The organism is Ruminococcus sp. RTP21198st1_G1_RTP21198_201120, assembly GCF_040924265.1.
Lineage (GTDB): Bacteria > Bacillota > Clostridia > Oscillospirales > Ruminococcaceae > Hominimerdicola > Hominimerdicola aceti.
This window is the reverse complement of sequence record NZ_JBCOMH010000001.1, coordinates 256,852-275,279: the sequence shown is the minus strand read 5'-3', so window position 1 is coordinate 275,279 and position 18,428 is coordinate 256,852. Positions and strand designations below refer to the sequence as shown.

The following is an 18,428-nucleotide window of genomic DNA, read 5'->3' as shown; positions in this document are numbered from 1 at the left end:
TTTAGCCCCAGCGGCGTTTTTCAAGCACTCTCACCGTGAGGAAAAGAAATGCCACTATTGCACTCAGAAAGAACACAACGTTAGAAAAATCAAAAAGTCCATAGGTGAATGAATAATATCTCTCGCCGAATGACACCTTTTCGCACACTGTTGTGAGCCATTCAAAAGGCAGAAGATTGCCTATAGTTGACAGGAACGACACGAAGATAAGTGCGATAAAGCTTATTACTGCGGCAACTATCTGGTTTTCTGTGAAAGATGAGCAGAAGATACCGATAGCGATATAAGCGCCGCCGACAAGTGCCAGAGCGACGATATTGCCCACAACGACGTTCCAGTCAGGCGTACCGAAAGCGGATACGACAACTGCAAAAACGCCTGTGATAGCGATAGCTATGATATAGATAAGGAAAGCGGCAAGGAATTTACCTACAACTATGCTGCCAAGTCCCACAGGGGCGGTGAGCAGACACTGGTCTGTTTTTGTTCGCTTTTCCTCGGATATGGTCCTCATGGTGAGGACAGGTATAAGCACTATTATGATTATAAGAAGCGCACTGAAAACGGAATCAAGTCTTGTATAGCCGCTTTCAAGGCTGTAGTTTGCAAACATTACGCCTGAATAGGCATAGAATGCCGCAAGGAAAATATAACCGATAGGTGAGGTAAAATAGCTTCTTACCTCTCGTCTGAATATTGCGCCCATTAGTCATTTCCCTCCTTATCGGAAGTATTTTCAAGGGCAGGCAAAGCCTCGCCCATTGTGAGCTTGAGGAATATATCTTCAAGTGAAAGCTCAGAGGTCTTAAGTTCAAGCATATACCAGCCGTTTTTAACAACTGTTTCAAAGACGTCACGTCTGATATCCACGCCCTCTTTTGCCTCTATTCTTATATCGTTCACGCCGTCTTTATGGCTTGCGTCGCAGATGACTTTTTCAACGCCCTTTATGCCCTGCATTGCTCTGACGATCTTATCCTTATCGCCCTGTATCTTTGCAGTGAGCTTATGCTCGCCTGAGAGCTTCTGTGAGAGGTGTTCCTCTGTATCGTTTGCGACGACCTTGCCCTCGTTGATGACGATTATCTTATCGCAGACAGCCTGCACCTCAGAAAGGATATGAGAAGAAAGGATAACGGTATGATTTTTGCCGAGCTTTCTTATAAGAGTTCTTATCTCGATTATCTGCTTAGGGTCAAGACCTACTGTAGGCTCGTCCAAGATAAGAACCTTTGGGTTGCCGATAAGAGCCTGAGCAAGACCTACTCTCTGTCTATAACCTTTTGACAGGTTCTTGATTATTCTGTTATAAACATGGTCTATCTTTACAAGTCCGCATATATCTTTAAGATGCGACACCTTTGGAAGCTTACACTTTTTAAGGTCATAGACAAAATAGAGATATTCTTTTACGGTCATATCCATATAAAGGGGCGGAAGCTCAGGGAGATAGCCTATCTGCTTTTTAGCCTTGATAGGGTCTTCAAGGATGTCTACGCCGTCTATAAGGGCTTTGCCGTCTGTACAGGATATGTAGCCTGTAAGGATATTCATGGTGGTGGATTTTCCCGCTCCGTTAGGACCGAGGAAGCCGAGAACTTCGCCGTCCTCCGCTTTAAAAGAGATATTATCGACAGCTTTTTTGTCGCCGTATCTCTTGGTAAGGTTTATAACCTCTATCATTTTATTTCCTCCTCTTAGGAAAAGCATTCATAAGTCTTTACAATTTTATAATACTTATGTGACAGGGGAGTGATAGCTGTACGAAATACAGAGCATTTTAAGTAAATTTAAAGTAGCAAATACTCAAAATGCTCCGCTGTTGAATTATTTATCTGTCTAAAAGCGATGTATCTATGTAATTTGTAGGGGAGCGGTGCAATTTCTGCTTTGCAGAGATCCGACATCCCACTTGTTTGGAAATTATTTCGCCCCTACACTTGTTCAACATTTTCGTAGTTTTTATTATGACAGCTTCTCAATGCCCTTTCTTATTCTTGCAAGAGTATCCTCCTTGCCGATGAGATATGATATCTCAACACCGCCGCCCGGAGTGAACGCCTTACCTGAAACTGCAACTCTAAGAGGCCACAGAACGATACCGTTCTTTACGCCAAGCTTGCCGATAAGGTCAAAGAGTGCGTCATGGATATTTTCCTCTGTCCAGTCCTCAACGCCCTCGAGAACAGGGAGAACTTCTTTGAGAGATTCCAGAGAATTTTCAGGATTCGTTTTCATCTTCTTATGTGTATAGAGAGCTATATCATACTCAGGGAGAGCGTCGATAAAGTCTACCATTTCAGGTATCTCTGTGAAAAGCTCTGTTCTTGCCTGCAAGAGCTTTGCGATCTCGTTAAGGTCAACGTCCTCTCTATGAACGGACTGCTTGATATAAGGGATAGCATACTCAGCAAACTTCTCAGGGGTCATAGCCTTTATATACTTGCCGTTGATAGCTTTAAGCTTAGCAGGGTCGAAGATAGCAGGGGACTTAGAAAGTCCGTGGATATCGAATTCCTTAACAAGCTCTTCAAGTGAGAATATCTCGTTCTCGCCCTTTGGCGCCCAGCCAAGCAGAGCGATATAGTTTATAACAGCTTCTTTAAGATAGCCCTTTTTCATAAGATCCTCATAGGAAGCGTCGCCGTCTCTCTTTGAAAGCTTATGCTGTTTATCTTTCATGATATGCTCAACATGGATATAGGTTGGTATCTCCCAGCCAAAAGCCTTATAGAGCAGGTTATACTTAGGTGCAGAAGCAAGGTACTCGTTACCTCTTACAACGTGGGTGATACCCATAAGGTGGTCGTCAACGACGTTTGCAAAGTTATAGGTAGGCATACCGTCTGTCTTTATAAGTATCTGGTCGTCGAGGGTAGAGCAGTCAACAGTGATATCGCCGTAAAGCTCGTCATGGAAAGTAACTTCGCCCTCTGTAGGTATTTTCTGTCTGATAACATAAGGAACACCTGCGTCAAGCTTTTCCTTTATCTCTTCAGGCGAGAGGTTACGGCAATGTCTGTCATACATTGGAGCGATACCGCTTGCTTCCTGAATGGCTCTTACTTCCTCAAGTCTTTCCTTGTCGCAGAAGCAATAATAAGCCTCGCCCTTTTCAACGAGTTCCTCGGCATATTTCTTAAACATACCCATTCTCTGTGACTGGATATACGGACCTACAGGTCCGCCGATATCAGGGCCTTCGTCCCAATTAAGACCAACGTCTTTAAGTGTTTTATAGATGACCTCAACAGCACCGTCAACATAACGCTCCTGGTCTGTATCCTCGATACGGAGAATAAAGTCTCCTCCGTTCTGCTTTGCAATAAGATAGGTAAAGAGTGCTGTTCTCAGGTTACCTATGTGCATATAACCTGTTGGTGAAGGTGCAAATCTTGTTCTTACCTTGTTCATTTATATCTTCCTTTCAAAATTAGAGTCTTATTTCATATCCTGCTCATCAAATGCAATTTTTACATATTTCGCAGGATTATTTGCAATATACTGCCTTATTTCTGCGTGTTGCTTTCTGTTTTTGATTATCGTATCATAAAAAGATTTTTGCCATATGGAATAACCTAGTTCTTTTGTGACAGCCTCTTTGAAATGTTTTATGACCCTTGAAAGTGTCGGTGTTTCACTTGTAGGGGCGAACAGTGTTCGCCCGTTTTTCGGCTGTTTTTCAATTTTGATTATAATATGCACATGGTCAGGCATGATACAAGACATCTCTACAAAAACGTCGGGATAGTGCTCAGATATCTCTGTGAGTTTTCTCTTTACAAGTTTTCCTGTAACAGAAAGTTTTGGGTGCAGAATTTCATTTGCAGTCAGCGGGCGAACACTGTTCGCCCCTACATTCTCCCACAGGACTTGGTATTTTTTAGTAACACATATCGTCACAAAATACAAGCCGTTCGCAGAATAATCATAACCCTCAAGACGTATTTTCTTTCGTCTTGGCAAATCTTCACTTGTCATATTTTATTTTCCTCAAAATATCTGACCGCCTGCTCTTTGTTTTTTGCTATCTCCTCACGGAGGCTGTCAAAGCTGTCAAACATTTTTTCGGGGCGGAGAAATTCATGCAGTTCAAGTTTTAGCTTTCTGCCGTAAAGATCCCCATGATAATCCATGATGAAGGTTTCTGCAAGGGGAGCTGTTTCAACATGGACGGTAGGCTTTACGCCTATATTTGTCACGCCTGCATACTTATTTCCGTCTATTTCAACAGCGGAGCAATAAACGCCGAATTTCGGCATTACCCTGCCCTTTGGTATCTGCTGATTTATCGTGGGGAAATCCCACGTTCTGCCACGTTGAAAGCCGTGTTCCACTTCAAGGCAGAATCCAAAATGATAACCCAGCATTTCATTTGCTTTGGCTATCTCGCCCTCACGGACGCATCGTCTTATCTCAGTGGAACTTATGACCTCACCGCCCATGAGCAGTGGACTTACTATTTCCACATCTATATCATATTTTTCACCGAGCCTTTTAAGGTCAACAGCCTTGCCCTGTGCGCCTTTGCCGAATGTAAAATCGTTTCCGCACACTGCGCCGCTGCAATTGAGCCTTTCTTTCAGCACCTTTTTCACAAAATCCTCCGGTGACATACCTTTGAACTCTGCAAAATCAGGTGAGAAAAGCACTTCGACCCCAAGCTCTGCCATTTTTTTATGCTTTTCCTCGTCGCTCATAAGCATTTCTATCCTGCCGTCATGACCTTTTGAGGTCACTGTGTCGGTCTTAAAACAGAAAACTGCCGAATGTCCGTCAAGGCTCTGAGCCTTTTTCACAGCCGTTGTTATTATGAGCTGATGTCCTCTGTGGACTCCGTCAAAAAGTCCAAGAGCGCAAACTGTCCTTTTTTCGGGGATAAACCCGCTGTTTGTTATATCCGTCAAAATATCCCTCCGAATAAAACAAATTATCAGAAATTTTTGAAGCTTCTGAAACTGCCCTCATGAAAAGCGCCGATACCGAGGAAGCTGTTATCACTGCCGTAGACACGGTAGAGCTTGTCCTCTGACAGATCTTTTATCCCTGTCTGCTCAGGTCTGAGCTTTACTCCGTTTCTATAAAGCTTTGTTTCCCACTGCCCAAGGGTGGTTTTTTCATAGCTTACAAAGGCTCTGTCAAGTGGGATAAGCATTTGTGACAGCTTATCCTGCTCACAAATTTCGGCTATCTCCTCTATGGTATAACAATCTTTTATATCAACGCCCCCTGAATAGGAACGCTCAAGAGAAGTCATCATTCCGCCACAGCCAAGCTTTTCACCTATGTCGCTGATAACGGAGCGTATATAAGTACCTTTTTCGCAATCAACTTTCATTACGCCCCTGCGTGAAGCTTCGTCATATTCTATTATATCAATGCTGTCGATATGGACAGCTCTCGGCTCACGCTCTATTTCTTTGCCTGCTCTTGCAAGCTCATAGAGCTTTTTGCCGTTCACTTTTATTGCAGAATACATAGGCGGCACCTGCATGATATCGCCTGCAAAACTGCTTTTTGCACATTCAAGGTCGGCTCTGGTAACTGCCTTATCGCTTGTTTTTAACGTCTTTCCTGTGCTGTCTAAGGTATCTGTGCTTACCCCAAGCTGAAAGCCTGCAGTATAGACCTTTCGTCTGTCGGGGATAATATCGCAGGCTTTTGTGGCTCTGCCAACGAAAACAGGCAGAACGCCTGTTGCCATAGGGTCAAGGGTCCCTGAATGACCCAATCTTTTTATCCTTAGAACGCCTCTGAGCTTTGCGATAACGTCAAAAGAAGTCCAGCCCTCGGGCTTTTTTACAGGCAAAATGCCGCAGATATTATCATTGCTGTTATCCAAGCTCATCAGCCCAAGACCTTTTCCGCTTGCTTGAGAAGCTTAGCCTTGACTTCTTCAAGGCTTCCTGTTATCTCACAGCCTGCGGCTCTTATGTGTCCTCCGCCGCCAAACTCACGGCAGAATGCAGAAGCGTCTATCTCATCGTCGCTTCTTACTGATATTTTAAAGACGTTCTCGTGTCTTTGCTTAACTGTTATGCCTATTTTCACGCCCTCAACGGACAATGGTATAGAAGCAAGTCCCTCGAACTCGGCAGCGTCAACGCCACTTTTCTCCATAAGCTCTTTTGTAAGCACTATCATAGAGCATTTGCCACCGCAGTAATACTCCATATTCGCTGTAACGGACTGCTCCACCATAAGTCTGCCCTTGCTTTTTACATCAAACATTTTTCTATTGATATAAGCAAAATCTATGCCATATGACATAAGCTCTGCACAGGCGATGTGAGCCTGCGGAGTTGTGTTTTCATACTTGAAGCAGCCTGTATCCGTTGCAATGCCTGTATAAAGGCATCTCGCTATCTGACGTGATATATTTCTGCCTGAAGCTTTGAATATCTTATACATTATAAGTGCTGCGGCAGAAGCGTCTGCTTCTACATATGACTGCTTTGCAAAATACTTGTTTGAGATGTGGTGGTCGATGCAAAGGTCGATCGCACCCTCCTCGGCATACTTTGAAAGGTTGCTGCCAAGAAGATTTGTGTCTGCGATATCCACTGCGATAACGTACTTCACATCAAATTCCTGAGGGTAATAGCTCTCATAGATAAGATCATATCTTTCGGGAAAGCTGTCGGAATTTACAACGTTAGCCTTTTTCCCCATATCTCTCAGAAAAGCGCACAGGGCAAAGCCTGAACCAAGCGTATCGCCGTCGGGACTTTTATGAGTTAAAATAAGAAAATTGTCGTTTTCTTCAAATATTTTAAGAATATCCTGAAATGTCATAATATCCTTTCTCCTCTATTACTCTTCGCCGTCTTTCTCTTCTTTTTCTTCTTCGGGCAGAACTTCTTTAAGAAGCTTGTTTATCTTTGCTGAATGCTCGATAGAATTATCTGCGATAAATTTAAGCTCAGGGCATTTTTTCAGCTTCAGCACGTTTGATATTTCTCTTTTGAGAAATCCTGTTGCCGACTCAAAGCCTTTAACGGCTTCCTTTGCCTTTTCATAGCCCTCAAAGCTTGAAACATACACTTTACAGAATGAGCCGTCGCCTGCCACGTCGCAGCGGACGATAGTGAGCATATCTCCTCCGTGTATCCTTGGGTCTTTAAGGTCTCTCATTTTGCCCGATATTATTCTTCTTATATCTTCGGACATACGTCCTGCTCTGTAACCTGCCATAATATCTTTATCTCCTGCTTAAATATGCTCTTACGGGGCGGCTGTCCGTCCCGTAAGCATCATTATCAATCTCTGTATTCTTCCATATAGAACGCCTCGAAAATGTCGCCCTCCTTGATATCGGTGAACTTTTCAAGAGTGATACCGCACTCAAAGCCTGCGGCAACTTCCTTGGCGTCGTCCTTAAATCTCTTAAGGCTTGACATCTTATCCTCGGCGATAACGATACCGTCTCTTACGACTCTTATCTCGTTATTTCTGCCCACCTTACCGTCAAGAACGTAAGAACCTGCTACAGTACCAACATTGGATATCTTGTAGACCTGTCTTACTTCGATACGGGCTGTTTCCACCTCTCTGTACTTAGGAGCAAGCATACCCTTCATAGCGTCTGTTATTTCTTCTATTGCATCATAGATTATTCTGTAAAGTCTGATATCAACGCCGCTCTGCTCTGCATTCTGCTTTGCAACAGGGTCAGGACGAACGTTAAATCCAACGATGATAGCGTTTGAAGCGTTTGCGAGCATAACGTCGCTTTCAGATACAGCGCCTACGCCGCCGTGGATGACCTTAACTCTGACCTCGTCATTTGAAAGCTTTTCAAGTGACTGCTTAACGGCTTCAACTGAGCCTTGAACGTCAGCCTTGACGATGATAGGAAGCTCTTTCATTTCTCCCTCAGCTATCTGGCTGAACAGATTGTCGAGAGTTACCTTCTGATGCTGCTGGAACAGTTCTTCCTTAGCTTCATGCTTTCTCTGCTCAACAAGCTCTCTTGCAAGCTTTTCGTCTGCAACTGCGTTGAAAACGTCACCTGCACTTGGAACTTCGCCCAGACCTGTTATCTCAACAGGTGTTGACGGGCCGGCTTCCTTAATGCTTCTGCCCTTATCGTTTGTCATCGTTCTTATACGTCCGACAGAAGTGCCTGCGATTATAACGTCGCCTGACTTCAAAGTACCGTTCTGAACGAGAAGTGTAGCAACAGGGCCTTTACCCTTATCAAGTCTGGCCTCGACAACAGTACCTCTTGCAAGTCTGTCAGGGTTAGCTTTAAGCTCCTTGACCTCTGCAACGAGGAGAATGTTTTCAAGAAGCTCGTCGATACCCATACCGGTCTTTGCGGAAACAGGCACTGCGATAACGTCGCCGCCCCATTCCTCGACAACGAGGGACTGCTCTGTGAGCTGCTGCTTAACTCTGTCAGGATCTGCGCCTTCTTTATCCATTTTATTGATAGCAACGATTATTGAAACGCCTGCTGCCTTTGCGTGGTTGATAGACTCGATAGTCTGCGGCATGATACCGTCATCAGCGGCAACAACGAGGATAGCGATATCTGTAACGTTCGCACCTCTTGCTCTCATGGCTGTGAAAGCTTCATGACCCGGAGTATCCAGGAACGTTATCTTCTTGCCTTGATACTCCACCTGATATGCACCGATATGCTGTGTGATACCGCCTGCCTCAGTGTCAGTAACGTGAGCGTTTCTTATTCTGTCGAGGATAGATGTCTTACCATGGTCAACGTGACCCATAACGACAACGACAGGGCATCTTTCCTGCAGGCTCTCCTCTGGATCTTCGTCAGTTTCGATAAGTCTTTCTTCTATTGTAACGTGTACTTCCTTTTCAACCTTTGCGCCAAACTCTTCTGCAACAAGTGCGGCGGTATCAAAGTCGACCACCTCATTGATAGAAGCCATTACGCCAAGACCCATAAGCTTTTTGATGACCTCGGTAGCTGTTACTTTAAGTCTGCTTGCAAGCTCTGAAACAACGATCTCGTCAGGTATCATGACCTTGAGCTGCTGCTTTCTTGCTCTTTCAAGCTCCAGTCTGCGGAGCTTTTCGCTCTCAGTTTCCTTCTTATGTGAGAACTGCTGTTTCTTTCTCTGCTGAGATTTCTGAGTGAGCTTCTGCTTCTTTGTGAAGTTATCCTTGCTCTTGTTCTGCTTTGAGTTTGCAAGGTTATCATACTTCTCGTTATACTTATCAAGCTCTATATAGCTTCCTCTTGTGTCGATAGTTCTCTGTGTGCCGAACGAATCGTTATCCTCAGAGATAGTATATCCGCCTGAAGCTTCTTTCTTATCAGAAAAACCGCCAAGCTGCTGACGAACGCCATGCTCTTTCTTCTTTGCAGGTTTCTGTGGAGCTGGCTGCTTTTTCTTCTGTTCAGGTGCAGGCTGTTTTGTTTCGACCTTGACCTCCGGCTTCTTTTCCACCTTTGGCTCTGCCTTAGGCTCAGGCTTTGCTTCCGCCTTTGGAGCCGGCTTAGGCTCAGGCTTTGCTTCTGCCTTTGGAGTCGGCTTAGGCTCAGGCTTCTTTTCAGCCTTTTTCTCCTTTTTCTCAGCCTTTACAGGCTTCTTATCTGCCTTCTTTTCTTCCTTGACAGGCTTTACGTTATTTGCATAGAAAGCATCAAAGCTGTCCACCTGATTGTTCTGTGTATAATACTCCAGAACATAAGAGATCTCCTCAGGGGTAAGCACTGACTGTGTTTTCTTTGGCTCTCCGCCGAGCTTGCCAAGACACTCGATAAGGTCGTTATTTGTAACTTTCAGATCCTTAGCCATATCGCTAAGCTTATATTTAGTTGTTTTCATACTCATAGGCTGTAAAATACCTCCTCAATAAATGCTAAATGCTATAAAACTCATTTTCGTCTATAGGGATCTCCTCAAGCCCTTTGGCGCAAGCCTTTGCGAAGCCTCCCTCGCAAATAGCGACAACGCCTGTTCTTTTGCCAAGACCAAAATGGATATCGTCCATTGTCATGCCAAGACTGTAAAGCTTTATCCCGTTTTTGTAGCAGTTGAACTTTATCTCTTTAAGAGATTTAGGTGAAAAATCCGTTGCCGCAAACACTGCGCAGGCTTTGCCTGTATTGCAGGCGTCCTTCACCATATCCATACCCATTACAAGCTTTCCTGCTTTTCTGCACATTGTAACAAGCCCTATTTTATTATTCATTTTCCCTAAGCTCGCCCTCCATGCTGTTATATATATCCTCGCTTATCATGCAGGAAAAGCTTCTTTCAAACTTTCTTGCCTTTCTTGCTTTTTCAAAGCATTCGACGCTTTTGCATATATAAGCGCCTCTGCCTGATTTTTTGCCTGTGAGGTCAAGGGAGATATCCCCCTCTTTTGACTTCACCACTCTGATAAGCTCTCTCTTGGGTTTCATTTCGCCGCACCCAAGACACATTCTCATTGGTATCTTCTTAGTTTTCATCATCGGCAGCCTCAGCCTTTGCAGAGCTTTCGGATACGATATCTATTTTATAGCCTGTCAGACCTGCGGCAAGCTTTGCGTTCTGACCCTTATTACCGATAGCAAGTGAGAGCTGGTTGTCAGGAACAGTAACACGGCACTCTCTTACGCCCTCCTCTTCGCTGAGAACAACGTTTATTACCTCAGCCGGAGCAAGAGCCTTTGCGATAAACTGTGCAGGGTCTTCGCACCAATTGATAACGTCTATCTTCTCGCCCTTAAGCTCGTTCACAACAGAAGTTATTCTTGACTTTCTAGGACCGATACAAGCGCCAACGGCGTCAACATTAGGGTCCTTTGAATAAACCGCTATCTTGCTTCTTGCACCTGCAACTCTTGAAATAGCCTTTACTTCAACAGTGCCGTCTGCTATCTCAGGAACTTCAAGCTCAAAAAGTCTTTTAACAAGCTCTCTGTGAGTTCTTGATATCTTGATAGAAGGCTTTCTGTCAGGATTTGCGATACCCACAACATATACCTTGATGATATCTCCTGCCTTGAGTGTTTCGCCTGGTATCTGCTCGTTTCTTACAAGATAAACTTCGTTCTTGTCGATAGTAAGTATAGCGTTCTGAGTAGCAGGCTCGACCTTCTGGACTGTGGCAGAAACGCACTCATGCTCCTTATCGTGATACTGCTCGATAAGTCTTGCTCTTTCAAAATCCTTGATATCGTGCTTGATAGACTGCTTTGCATTCTGAGCGGCAACTCTGCCGAACTTTGCAGGGTCGAGAGGTATCTCCACCATATCGCCCACCTTGATGTTAGGGTCATAGACCTTTGCTTCGTCAAGGAAGATCTCGTTGTCAGGGTCGTCAACATACATAACGTCCATAACTTCCTTGAGTATCCTTATATCGAGCTTTCCTGTAACAGGGTCGATATCCACTCTGATATTCTCGCAGTAAGGATAATCCTTCTTGATAGCCTTTTCAATACCTGATTTTATTTTCTCAATAAGTATATCGCTGCCAATATTATTTTCCTTTTCCAAATCTGTCAGAGCTTCAAAAAATTTGCTGGTCATTTCCTTATTCATTTTCTGATCAATCCTTTCACACTTGATTCGGGCTTTGCCCATATTTATTAAATTTCTTCATTCAGAACAGGTCTGCGTCATCATTGAGCTTTACATAAGCACAATCTGCAAGCTTAAACTCTACATTCTCCACGCCGTTCATATCCTCGTCCAGCTTCTGACAAAGTATCTTATCCTTGTCATATCCCACAAGACCCACAACGAACTCTTTTTCACCGTTTTCGTCAGGTCTTATGAGCCTTACTCTTATAACGTCGCCTATGCAGACCTCAAAATGCTCGGGCCTTCTAAGCTCTCTGCCAAGTCCGGGACTTCCGCACTCCAGCACATAGCTCTGAGCTATAGGGTCTGCCTCGTCAAGCACCTTGTTCATCGGTCTTGTGAAAGCCTCGCAATCGTCCATATCTATGCCGCCGTCCTTGTCGATAAGCACCCTGAGGTACCACGTTGCTCCCTCCTTTTCAAACCTTACGTCCCAAAGGAAAAAGCCAAGCTCGTCTGCGATAGGCTGTGCAAGCTCTCTTACTTTTTCTACCGTAGTTTTCTTTACTTCCATACAGCACCTCCGTTAATGCTTCCCAAAGCAAAGCCATTAGGCTTTGCCATGAAAAAAAAGCCCCATACAAAACCAAAAGACCGGAAGTCAAGTTCCAGTCTTTCATTAAAAGCCTATTGTGATTATTATACCACACAAAACAGTTTTTTGCAAGGACATTCAAAAGTTTTTAATGAAAAGAATTAAATATTATGTTAATAGTCTGTAAACATTTCGTCAACTGACGTTCTTTTCATTCTCCTCAGGGATATCCTTAGGTTTTGCTTTTTCTTTATCCACGGGTTTCTTCACTGTTCCCTCGACGAAATCCAGCGGAACGGTGAACATTATTCCCGTATTGGGCTGAGATAGATCGCCCACAGTATTATAAACTATCTTTCGTGCGGTATCGAGCTGATTATTTTTTATTACTGAGAGGATAGTTCTGTTATCCTCTTCACCGCTGAAAAGTCCTCGGATAGAGGCGCTGAGAAAGCTGCTGTCAAGTCTTGAAAGGGTCATTGCCATACCTGACGACTCGATTATAGTCGCACCCTTTATGCCTGCTGCTGAAAGTCCCTCCAGCAAATAGTCAAGCACGTCTGTTTTATTAAGGATTATGACCAGAAGTTTCACGTTATATCGCCCCCTGTTAAAATTTCAGCCTTTACGTTTTTACTTCTCCGCTGCTGACGGTGCAGTATCTTTGAGCATTGTCTGAACGCTCTCCTTGAACTTATCAGACACCTTAAAGTGAGAATCGTCCGTCCACTCGCCCTCCGGCACAAGAGCTTCTGCAGGAGTAAGGTTCTGATCCAGCATATCCTTGAGATACGACTTTTCTTCCTTATACTGTGCACTTGTCCAATCGGTATCGCTGTTTGCGGTGAATATATTATAGAAGTTATCAAGATTATCCTTAGTGATATTCGTCTGCTGGAAAGCGTTGTTTATAAGCATTGTCACCGCAGTTCCAAGAAACTTCATATTACCGTTCCTGCCCTCTTTGAAAACAGGATACTGACAGATAAGTCTTATCTGATGACCGCTGAGGTTAGTCAGATCGCCGCTTGGGATAGCGATATCGTTCTCGTCATTATCCTGAGAGAGATAGTAAAGCTCCTCATCAGGAGTATATGTAATTCCGCCCACAATATCCGCCGCATTCTCGAATGCGTCATTTGTGAGAGAAACGTAATTGTCTATAGTGATACCGAAAGTGTCTGCAACGGCTGCTTCAAGCTTCACCATGCCGCCCTCTTCGTGTATCTCACGCATTGTCTGGCTTCCGCTCACTGTGAACGCTGAAACAGGCATTATGATTATCTTCTTTGCGTCCGGTGCAACTCTTATGACTGTTGCGTCTGCAAGAACGCCCTTGCTGTTCACTCTTGCAAAAAGGGTATTATAAACCGGGCTTTTTATGCCTGCGTCGCTGTCGCTGTCATCATTGCCGATAACACCAAACTCTCTGAGGGCATACAGTGCAAGCATGCCGATAACAAAGAGGAATATTATCATCGTTATGAAGTAGACCAGAGCGATAGGAGCCTGAGATCTTCTTTTTTTCTTGTGAGCTTTCGTCTGAGCCATGTTATTGATCTCCTTACTTTCAAATATATACAGGCAGGCATACTGTCCGCCATATTTTCATATATAAACTTTTTCGGAAAAATTCTCGAAAACTATTGAACAATTTGCAATTTAGGTGTAAACTAAATAGGACGGCTGTCTGAGTCTGAGTCGATATAAAAAACAGGATTATCGTCAAGGCATATGATGTTCAGCGTAAGGCCTGCACGCTTTGCCATGTTTATGGTCTGCAAAGTGCCTGAGCCTTTGGCTTTCTCTTTTATGACCCCGATTAAACGAGAGGAATGTTCCACCATAAAGCTGTTTCGCTTTTTATAACAGCCGCTTTCATACTTGGGGCTTGTTATCACGACCGCACTGCAAGAGTTCAGAATAAGCGAATATGTATAGCTGTCCAAGGGTGTTTTCATCTCTGTACGCTGACCTGCATAGGGCAGAACGCACACGAGCTTCATATCCTTATATTCGGGCTGAGCCGAAAGGCTGTGGACTATCTCAGCACAGCGCAGGTCGATACCTTTTGACATACCTGATATAAAAGTACGGCAGCCTTCGCTATATGCTTCCTTTATCATAAGGACGAGCATACTCAGGAGATTTTTCATACCCTGCTTATGGACATCGCCGCCGAAAGGCAGATCCCTGTCCCTATGACCTGTAAAGCAGCAAGAGGTATCTCGGTTGCAGAAAAATTCTTCTGCGGGGACGATATTACTCACATCAAAGCCTCCTGAAAGATTTGGCGACACAATGCCCATGATAAGAACATTATAACACATTGATTTATCTTTTTCAATAGAAAATGACAAATATTTTGTGCAAAGGCACAATTATAAAACCGAAAGGGAAGAAAAATAAAATGGATTTTTTGAAGAGAGCATGGGCTGAGGTAGATCTTGACAGCATTGAATACAATCTGAAAGAATACCGCAGGCTCATAGGGGAAAAAACAGAGATAATGTGCGTTGTAAAGGCGAGCTGCTACGGACATTTTGACAACGGGGTAGTTCCGTTTCTTGAAAACGAAATGGACATTCGCTGGTTTGCGGTATCGAACATACACGAAGCCCACAGGCTCAGGGATATGGGCATAAAGGGCGAGATACTCATTTTGGGCTACACACCTCCTGAGAATGCGAAGTGGCTCACAAGGCTTGACATCATTCAGGCTTGCACAGAGCTTTCATATGCTAAAGCACTTTCAGAAAACGCTGACGGCAAGGTACGCATACATGCCGCTATCGACACGGGCATGACGAGGATAGGTCTTCACGGGGAAACCGACAAGATATACGGTGAGCTTAAAGAGATATCAAAGCTTGAAAACATTGCGCTGGAGGGCATTTTCACCCACTATGCGGTGGCTGACAGCCTGAGAGAGCAGGACGAGAAATACACAAAGGCACAGACGGAGAAGATACTTGCCGTTGCTGACAAGTGCGAAGCAGAGGGACTTCACCTTGACAAGGTGCATTTTCTCAACTCAGCCGGCGGAGTATACTATTATAATGAGAGAAGCTCTCTTGCAAGGCTTGGAATAATACTTTACGGACTTTATCCTGACCCTGCAAAGGCTCTGCCTTTTGAGCCAAAGCCAGCTATGGAATTTAAGGCGGCTGTTGCGCAGGTAAAATACATAGACAAGGGAACTGACGTAAGCTACGGCAGGACTTACACTGCAAATGGCAAAGTAAAGCTCGCAACTGTTACGGCAGGCTATGCAGACGGCTATCCAAGGGCGCTTTCAAACAAGGGATATGTGCTTATCAACGGAAAGAAATGCCCTATCACAGGCAGGATATGTATGGATCAGTTCATGTGTGATGTAACTGAGGTAGAGGACGTAAAGGCAGGGGACGAGGCTGTCCTCATAGGCGCACAGGGAAATGAAAAGATAACCGCCGACGATATCGGCAAAATGACAGGAACGATAGGCTACGAGATAGTTTGCGGAATATCTGCAAGAGTGCCGAGAGTTATCTCACGCCATGGAGAGCAGACGGCTGTTCTTGAAATAGAGTAAGGGAGGATAAAGAGCCATGATAAGATTTTTCGGCGGCAGGGTAATGACCCTTGCCAACGGCATAGAAACGCAGGATATAGAGGTCTGGACGGAAGGCTCAAAGATAGTTTTCGTTGGCAAGCCTAAGGCTGAGGAGCTTGACGGAAAGGTTTTTGAACGTGAATATGACCTCAAGGGAAATCTCCTTATGCCGTCATTCAAAAATGCGCACACTCACTCGGCAATGACTTTTCTGCGATCATATGCTGACGATATGCCTTTGCAGGACTGGCTTTTTAAGCAGATCTTTCCAATGGAAGCAAAGCTTGACGGAGAGAAAGTTTACTGGCTCACAAAGCTTGCTATACTTGAATATCTCACAACAGGCTGTACGGCGGCATTTGATATGTACTTTGAGCTTGACGATTATGTAAAAGCCTGCACGGAAAGCGGTTTCCGCTCTGTGCTTTGCGGTGCGGTGAGCGGTGACAAGTCTAATCTTGAAAGGCTTGAAAACAACTATCTGAAATACAATAATGTTGACCCTCTTATAAGCTTTATGCTTGGCTTCCATGCAGAATACACCTGCGAAAAGGAGCTTATGGAGGGCGTTGGCAAGCTTGCGGCAAAATACAAAGCGCCTGTTGCAATGCACAACTCGGAAACCGCAAAAGAAGTCAGAGAGTGCATAGAGAAATACGGCATGACGCCAACTGAGCTTTTTGACAGCTTCGGAATTTTCGACTTTGGCGGTGCAGGCTTCCACTGCGTTCACATGAGCGACAAGGATCTTGAGATATTCAAAAACAAGGGCGTATGGGCTGTTCACTGTGCAGGCTCTAACGTAAAGCTTGCAAGCGGCATTGCGCCTATCGTAAAAATGCAGGATATGGGCATAAACATTGCTATAGGTACTGACGGCCCTGCAAGCAACAACTGTCTTGATATGTTCAGAGAAATGTTCCTTATGACAGGCTTGCAGAAGATAGCTTGCGATGATGCTTCTGCCTGCCCTGCTGACTCGGTGCTGAAAGCGGCAACTGTAGGCTCTGCAAGGGCAATGGGGCTTTCTGACTGCGACATTATCGCAGAGGGCAAGCAGGCTGACCTTATCGTCATCGACCTTTTTCAGCCTAATATGCAGCCTCTTAACAACATAGGCAAAAACCTTGTTTACAGCGGTTCAAAGCAGAATGTAAAGCTCACGATGTGTGCAGGAAAGGTGCTTTACGAGGACGGCGAGTTCAGGATAGGCGAAGAACCTGCGGTCATTTACAAGAAATCTAACGAGATAATCGAGAGCATGAAAGACTAAAAGTAGGGGCGACCTTGGGTCGCCTTTATCTTTTACGCAAACACTGTGTTGATACACAAAAAAGGGACGCTTTGAAACGTCCCTTTTTACATTATATTCTATTCTTCAAAGAAAAATGCTTCGTTTGCAGGATAGTCAGTTTCGTCCGTGAGAGTTACCACCGCACAGTCATTTGAGCTTTCGTCCTTTTTGCCGAATATCTGATCTCTGAAAAGCCAGAAAACGTCAACGCAGATAACAGCAAGTATAAGAATGATAAGTATTATCGGCACAAGTGCGCCTGCACCCTTTCCAGGTGTAACGCCGTTCATTTGATTCATCTGATTTGGCTGGATAGGCTGTCCACCCTGATTCATCTGTGGCATTGCATTGTTTACAGGCTGAGCAGTCTGCTGATAGCCCTCTGGTGTAAGAACTCTTTCAGGCTGTGGCTGTGGTGCAACGTTTGGAGTTTCCGCAACTGTAGGCGTCTGAGGTATTTCCACAGTTCTTGAAGCCATTGCAACTTCCTCGGCTGTCGGCTGTGCAGGCTGAACAGGCTTTGCAGGCTCTTGTCCTGGCAGATAAACGCTGTCCATAGTCGGCATATCAGGAGTCGTTGGCGGAATAGTTTGATTTTGCACGGGAGTATCGTCAAAATGCAGCTCAGGCACTTCGATAGACTCCATTTCAGGATTTCTCTCGTCCACTACAGGCTCGTCGGCAGGCGTTTCGTCCTGCGGCACAGCTGTTCCGCAGACGTTGCAGAACTTAGCCCCCGCATTAAGTGTATTTCCACACACTGAGCAGACCTTGCTCTTTATAAGCTTCTGCGGCATTCTTGTTCCGCAGGCAGCGCAGAACTTTGCACCGTCGGCAACAGGCAGACCGCATTTTGGACAATTTTCCATATTAATACCCTCTTTTCATATTATTATTGATCCCCTCAGCCCTTTTGGCTGAGATCAAATTTTTCGATAACTTTTCCGAAAATATACCAGTTGTTTTCTATTTTGACCACTGTTATCTCACGGCTGGCAGACAGCTCGCCGCTGTCAGTAGTCTCTGTGAGCTTTGCTGTCATTGTAACAGCTTTTTTGATAGTCACATTTTTGTGATAGCTTTCCTTATAGCTTTTTTCAAGGTCTTTCAAGCCGTCGCTGTCAAGCTCTTTTTTACTGCTGAGCTTATAAGAAAGCTCCGTTTTTTCCTCGCCCCTTGTGAGAAGCGTTTCCGCAAGGGCTTCGTTATAGCTGTCGCTGTTTTTATACTCCGCCTCCGCTTCTGGGGTAAAGCAGGAAAGATATGACTGCGTATCGCTATACTGCGCCGCTGTGATAAGTGTCGCCACGGGCTGTTCATATCCCAGGACAGCTCTTTCTTCCTCTCCGCAGGAGCAAAAGAGCATTGCCACACACAAAAGCATACACAGCACTGATAATTTTTTCATTGTGCAAACACCGCATTTTCAAAAACGGGCGGAAATTTCTC

20 protein-coding genes are annotated in these 18,428 nt (G+C 44.6%); 2 read left to right on the top strand and 18 right to left on the bottom strand.

Features of this window, described 5'->3' with window-relative positions:
* Position 1: 1 nt before the first annotated feature.
* The 16 genes from AB5627_RS01350 to AB5627_RS01275 all read right to left on the bottom strand — a co-directional run bounded on the left by AB5627_RS01350 (position 2) and on the right by AB5627_RS01275 (position 14,360).
* Positions 2-706 carry an ABC transporter permease gene (locus AB5627_RS01350; protein ID WP_022287265.1) on the bottom strand — a complete coding sequence of 235 codons (705 nt, stop codon included), beginning with the start codon at positions 704-706 and terminating at the stop codon, positions 2-4.
* Positions 706-1,683, bottom strand: coding sequence for an ABC transporter ATP-binding protein (locus AB5627_RS01345; protein WP_022287264.1), 978 nt, complete (start codon positions 1,681-1,683; stop codon positions 706-708). The genes AB5627_RS01350 and AB5627_RS01345 overlap by 1 nt, the downstream gene beginning before the upstream one ends.
* A 282-nt stretch (positions 1,684-1,965) precedes the next feature.
* Entirely contained in the window at positions 1,966-3,414 is a 1,449-nt protein-coding gene (gltX, locus tag AB5627_RS01340) for a glutamate--tRNA ligase (RefSeq protein ID WP_022287263.1), read from the bottom strand.
* 27 nt (positions 3,415-3,441) lie between these two features.
* Positions 3,442-3,981 carry a transposase gene (locus tag AB5627_RS01335; protein WP_022287262.1) on the bottom strand — a complete coding sequence of 180 codons (540 nt, stop codon included), beginning with the start codon at positions 3,979-3,981 and terminating at the stop codon, positions 3,442-3,444.
* Complete coding sequence (gene ribF / locus AB5627_RS01330; RefSeq protein WP_022287261.1) at positions 3,978-4,907, bottom strand: riboflavin biosynthesis protein RibF; 930 nt, start codon at positions 4,905-4,907, stop codon at positions 3,978-3,980. Before ribF ends, AB5627_RS01335 begins: the two co-directional genes overlap by 4 nt.
* 26 nt (positions 4,908-4,933) lie before the next feature.
* Positions 4,934-5,848, bottom strand: a complete 915-nt coding sequence (truB, locus tag AB5627_RS01325; protein ID WP_022287260.1) for a tRNA pseudouridine(55) synthase TruB — start codon at positions 5,846-5,848, stop codon at positions 4,934-4,936.
* Entirely contained in the window at positions 5,848-6,795 is a 948-nt protein-coding gene (locus tag AB5627_RS01320; protein ID WP_022287259.1) for a bifunctional oligoribonuclease/PAP phosphatase NrnA, read from the bottom strand. Before AB5627_RS01320 ends, truB begins: the two co-directional genes overlap by 1 nt.
* An 18-nt stretch (positions 6,796-6,813) precedes the next feature.
* The gene (gene rbfA, locus AB5627_RS01315) at positions 6,814-7,194 is read right to left on the bottom strand and encodes a 30S ribosome-binding factor RbfA (protein ID WP_038670210.1); all 381 of its coding nucleotides are present in this window, start codon (positions 7,192-7,194) and stop codon (positions 6,814-6,816) included.
* 65 nt (positions 7,195-7,259) lie between these two features.
* Positions 7,260-9,812 (bottom strand): translation initiation factor IF-2, encoded by a 2,553-nt coding sequence (gene infB, locus AB5627_RS01310; RefSeq protein WP_022287257.1) that lies wholly within the window; start codon positions 9,810-9,812, stop codon positions 7,260-7,262.
* Positions 9,813-9,840: 28 nt separating this feature from the next.
* Entirely contained in the window at positions 9,841-10,173 is a 333-nt protein-coding gene (locus AB5627_RS01305) for a ribosomal L7Ae/L30e/S12e/Gadd45 family protein (protein ID WP_022287256.1), read from the bottom strand.
* Positions 10,166-10,435: an RNase P modulator RnpM gene (locus tag AB5627_RS01300; RefSeq protein WP_038672821.1), complete on the bottom strand. Its 270-nt coding sequence runs from the start codon at positions 10,433-10,435 to the stop codon at positions 10,166-10,168. The genes AB5627_RS01305 and AB5627_RS01300 overlap by 8 nt, the downstream gene beginning before the upstream one ends.
* Positions 10,425-11,513 carry a transcription termination factor NusA gene (gene nusA, locus AB5627_RS01295; RefSeq protein ID WP_022287254.1) on the bottom strand — a complete coding sequence of 363 codons (1,089 nt, stop codon included), beginning with the start codon at positions 11,511-11,513 and terminating at the stop codon, positions 10,425-10,427. The genes AB5627_RS01300 and nusA overlap by 11 nt, the downstream gene beginning before the upstream one ends.
* 61 nt (positions 11,514-11,574) lie before the next feature.
* Positions 11,575-12,069, bottom strand: a complete 495-nt coding sequence (rimP, locus tag AB5627_RS01290; RefSeq protein ID WP_022287253.1) for a ribosome maturation factor RimP — start codon at positions 12,067-12,069, stop codon at positions 11,575-11,577.
* Positions 12,070-12,285: 216 nt separating this feature from the next.
* On the bottom strand, positions 12,286-12,684 hold the full coding sequence (locus AB5627_RS01285) for a hypothetical protein (protein WP_022287252.1): 399 nt from the start codon (positions 12,682-12,684) through the stop codon (positions 12,286-12,288).
* A gap of 39 nt (positions 12,685-12,723) precedes the next feature.
* Entirely contained in the window at positions 12,724-13,641 is a 918-nt protein-coding gene (locus AB5627_RS01280; RefSeq protein WP_022287251.1) for an LCP family protein, read from the bottom strand.
* Positions 13,642-13,763: 122 nt separating this feature from the next.
* Entirely contained in the window at positions 13,764-14,360 is a 597-nt protein-coding gene (locus AB5627_RS01275; protein ID WP_242993225.1) for an SLOG family protein, read from the bottom strand.
* Between the two features lie 140 nt (positions 14,361-14,500).
* On the opposite strand from AB5627_RS01275, the gene alr reads away from it, so the two are divergent.
* Together alr and AB5627_RS01265 are read left to right on the top strand one after the other, a co-directional pair.
* Positions 14,501-15,664, top strand: a complete 1,164-nt coding sequence (gene alr, locus AB5627_RS01270) for an alanine racemase (protein WP_265290325.1) — start codon at positions 14,501-14,503, stop codon at positions 15,662-15,664.
* Positions 15,665-15,680: 16 nt separating this feature from the next.
* Positions 15,681-16,958, top strand: a complete 1,278-nt coding sequence (locus tag AB5627_RS01265) for an amidohydrolase (protein WP_265290326.1) — start codon at positions 15,681-15,683, stop codon at positions 16,956-16,958.
* 98 nt (positions 16,959-17,056) lie between these two features.
* Here AB5627_RS01265 and AB5627_RS01260 read toward each other — a convergent pair whose 3' ends face one another.
* The gene (locus AB5627_RS01260) at positions 17,057-17,848 is read right to left on the bottom strand and encodes a zinc ribbon domain-containing protein (RefSeq protein WP_265290327.1); all 792 of its coding nucleotides are present in this window, start codon (positions 17,846-17,848) and stop codon (positions 17,057-17,059) included.
* 35 nt (positions 17,849-17,883) lie between these two features.
* Entirely contained in the window at positions 17,884-18,387 is a 504-nt protein-coding gene (locus AB5627_RS01255) for a hypothetical protein (protein ID WP_195249120.1), read from the bottom strand.
* Positions 18,388-18,428 lie beyond the last annotated feature (41 nt).

Bases quoted from the DNA above. Each gene is read 5' to 3' on its own strand.
- AB5627_RS01350 (WP_022287265.1), bottom strand. From the start codon at position 706: ATGGGCGCAATATTCAGACGAGAGGTAAGAAGCTATTTTACCTCACCT.
- AB5627_RS01345 (WP_022287264.1), bottom strand. From the start codon at position 1,683: ATGATAGAGGTTATAAACCTTACCAAGAGATACGGCGACAAAAAAGCT.
- gltX (WP_022287263.1), bottom strand. From the start codon at position 3,414: ATGAACAAGGTAAGAACAAGATTTGCACCTTCACCAACAGGTTATATG.
- AB5627_RS01335 (WP_022287262.1), bottom strand. From the start codon at position 3,981: ATGACAAGTGAAGATTTGCCAAGACGAAAGAAAATACGTCTTGAGGGT.
- truB (WP_022287260.1), bottom strand. From the start codon at position 5,848: ATGAGCTTGGATAACAGCAATGATAATATCTGCGGCATTTTGCCTGTA.
- AB5627_RS01320 (WP_022287259.1), bottom strand. From the start codon at position 6,795: ATGACATTTCAGGATATTCTTAAAATATTTGAAGAAAACGACAATTTT.
- rbfA (WP_038670210.1), bottom strand. From the start codon at position 7,194: ATGGCAGGTTACAGAGCAGGACGTATGTCCGAAGATATAAGAAGAATA.
- infB (WP_022287257.1), bottom strand. From the start codon at position 9,812: ATGAGTATGAAAACAACTAAATATAAGCTTAGCGATATGGCTAAGGAT.
- AB5627_RS01305 (WP_022287256.1), bottom strand. From the start codon at position 10,173: ATGAATAATAAAATAGGGCTTGTTACAATGTGCAGAAAAGCAGGAAAG.
- AB5627_RS01300 (WP_038672821.1), bottom strand. From the start codon at position 10,435: ATGAAAACTAAGAAGATACCAATGAGAATGTGTCTTGGGTGCGGCGAA.
- nusA (WP_022287254.1), bottom strand. From the start codon at position 11,513: ATGAATAAGGAAATGACCAGCAAATTTTTTGAAGCTCTGACAGATTTG.
- rimP (WP_022287253.1), bottom strand. From the start codon at position 12,069: ATGGAAGTAAAGAAAACTACGGTAGAAAAAGTAAGAGAGCTTGCACAG.
- AB5627_RS01280 (WP_022287251.1), bottom strand. From the start codon at position 13,641: ATGGCTCAGACGAAAGCTCACAAGAAAAAAAGAAGATCTCAGGCTCCT.
- alr (WP_265290325.1), top strand. From the start codon at position 14,501: ATGGATTTTTTGAAGAGAGCATGGGCTGAGGTAGATCTTGACAGCATT.
- AB5627_RS01265 (WP_265290326.1), top strand. From the start codon at position 15,681: ATGATAAGATTTTTCGGCGGCAGGGTAATGACCCTTGCCAACGGCATA.
- AB5627_RS01260 (WP_265290327.1), bottom strand. From the start codon at position 17,848: ATGGAAAATTGTCCAAAATGCGGTCTGCCTGTTGCCGACGGTGCAAAG.
- AB5627_RS01255 (WP_195249120.1), bottom strand. From the start codon at position 18,387: ATGAAAAAATTATCAGTGCTGTGTATGCTTTTGTGTGTGGCAATGCTC.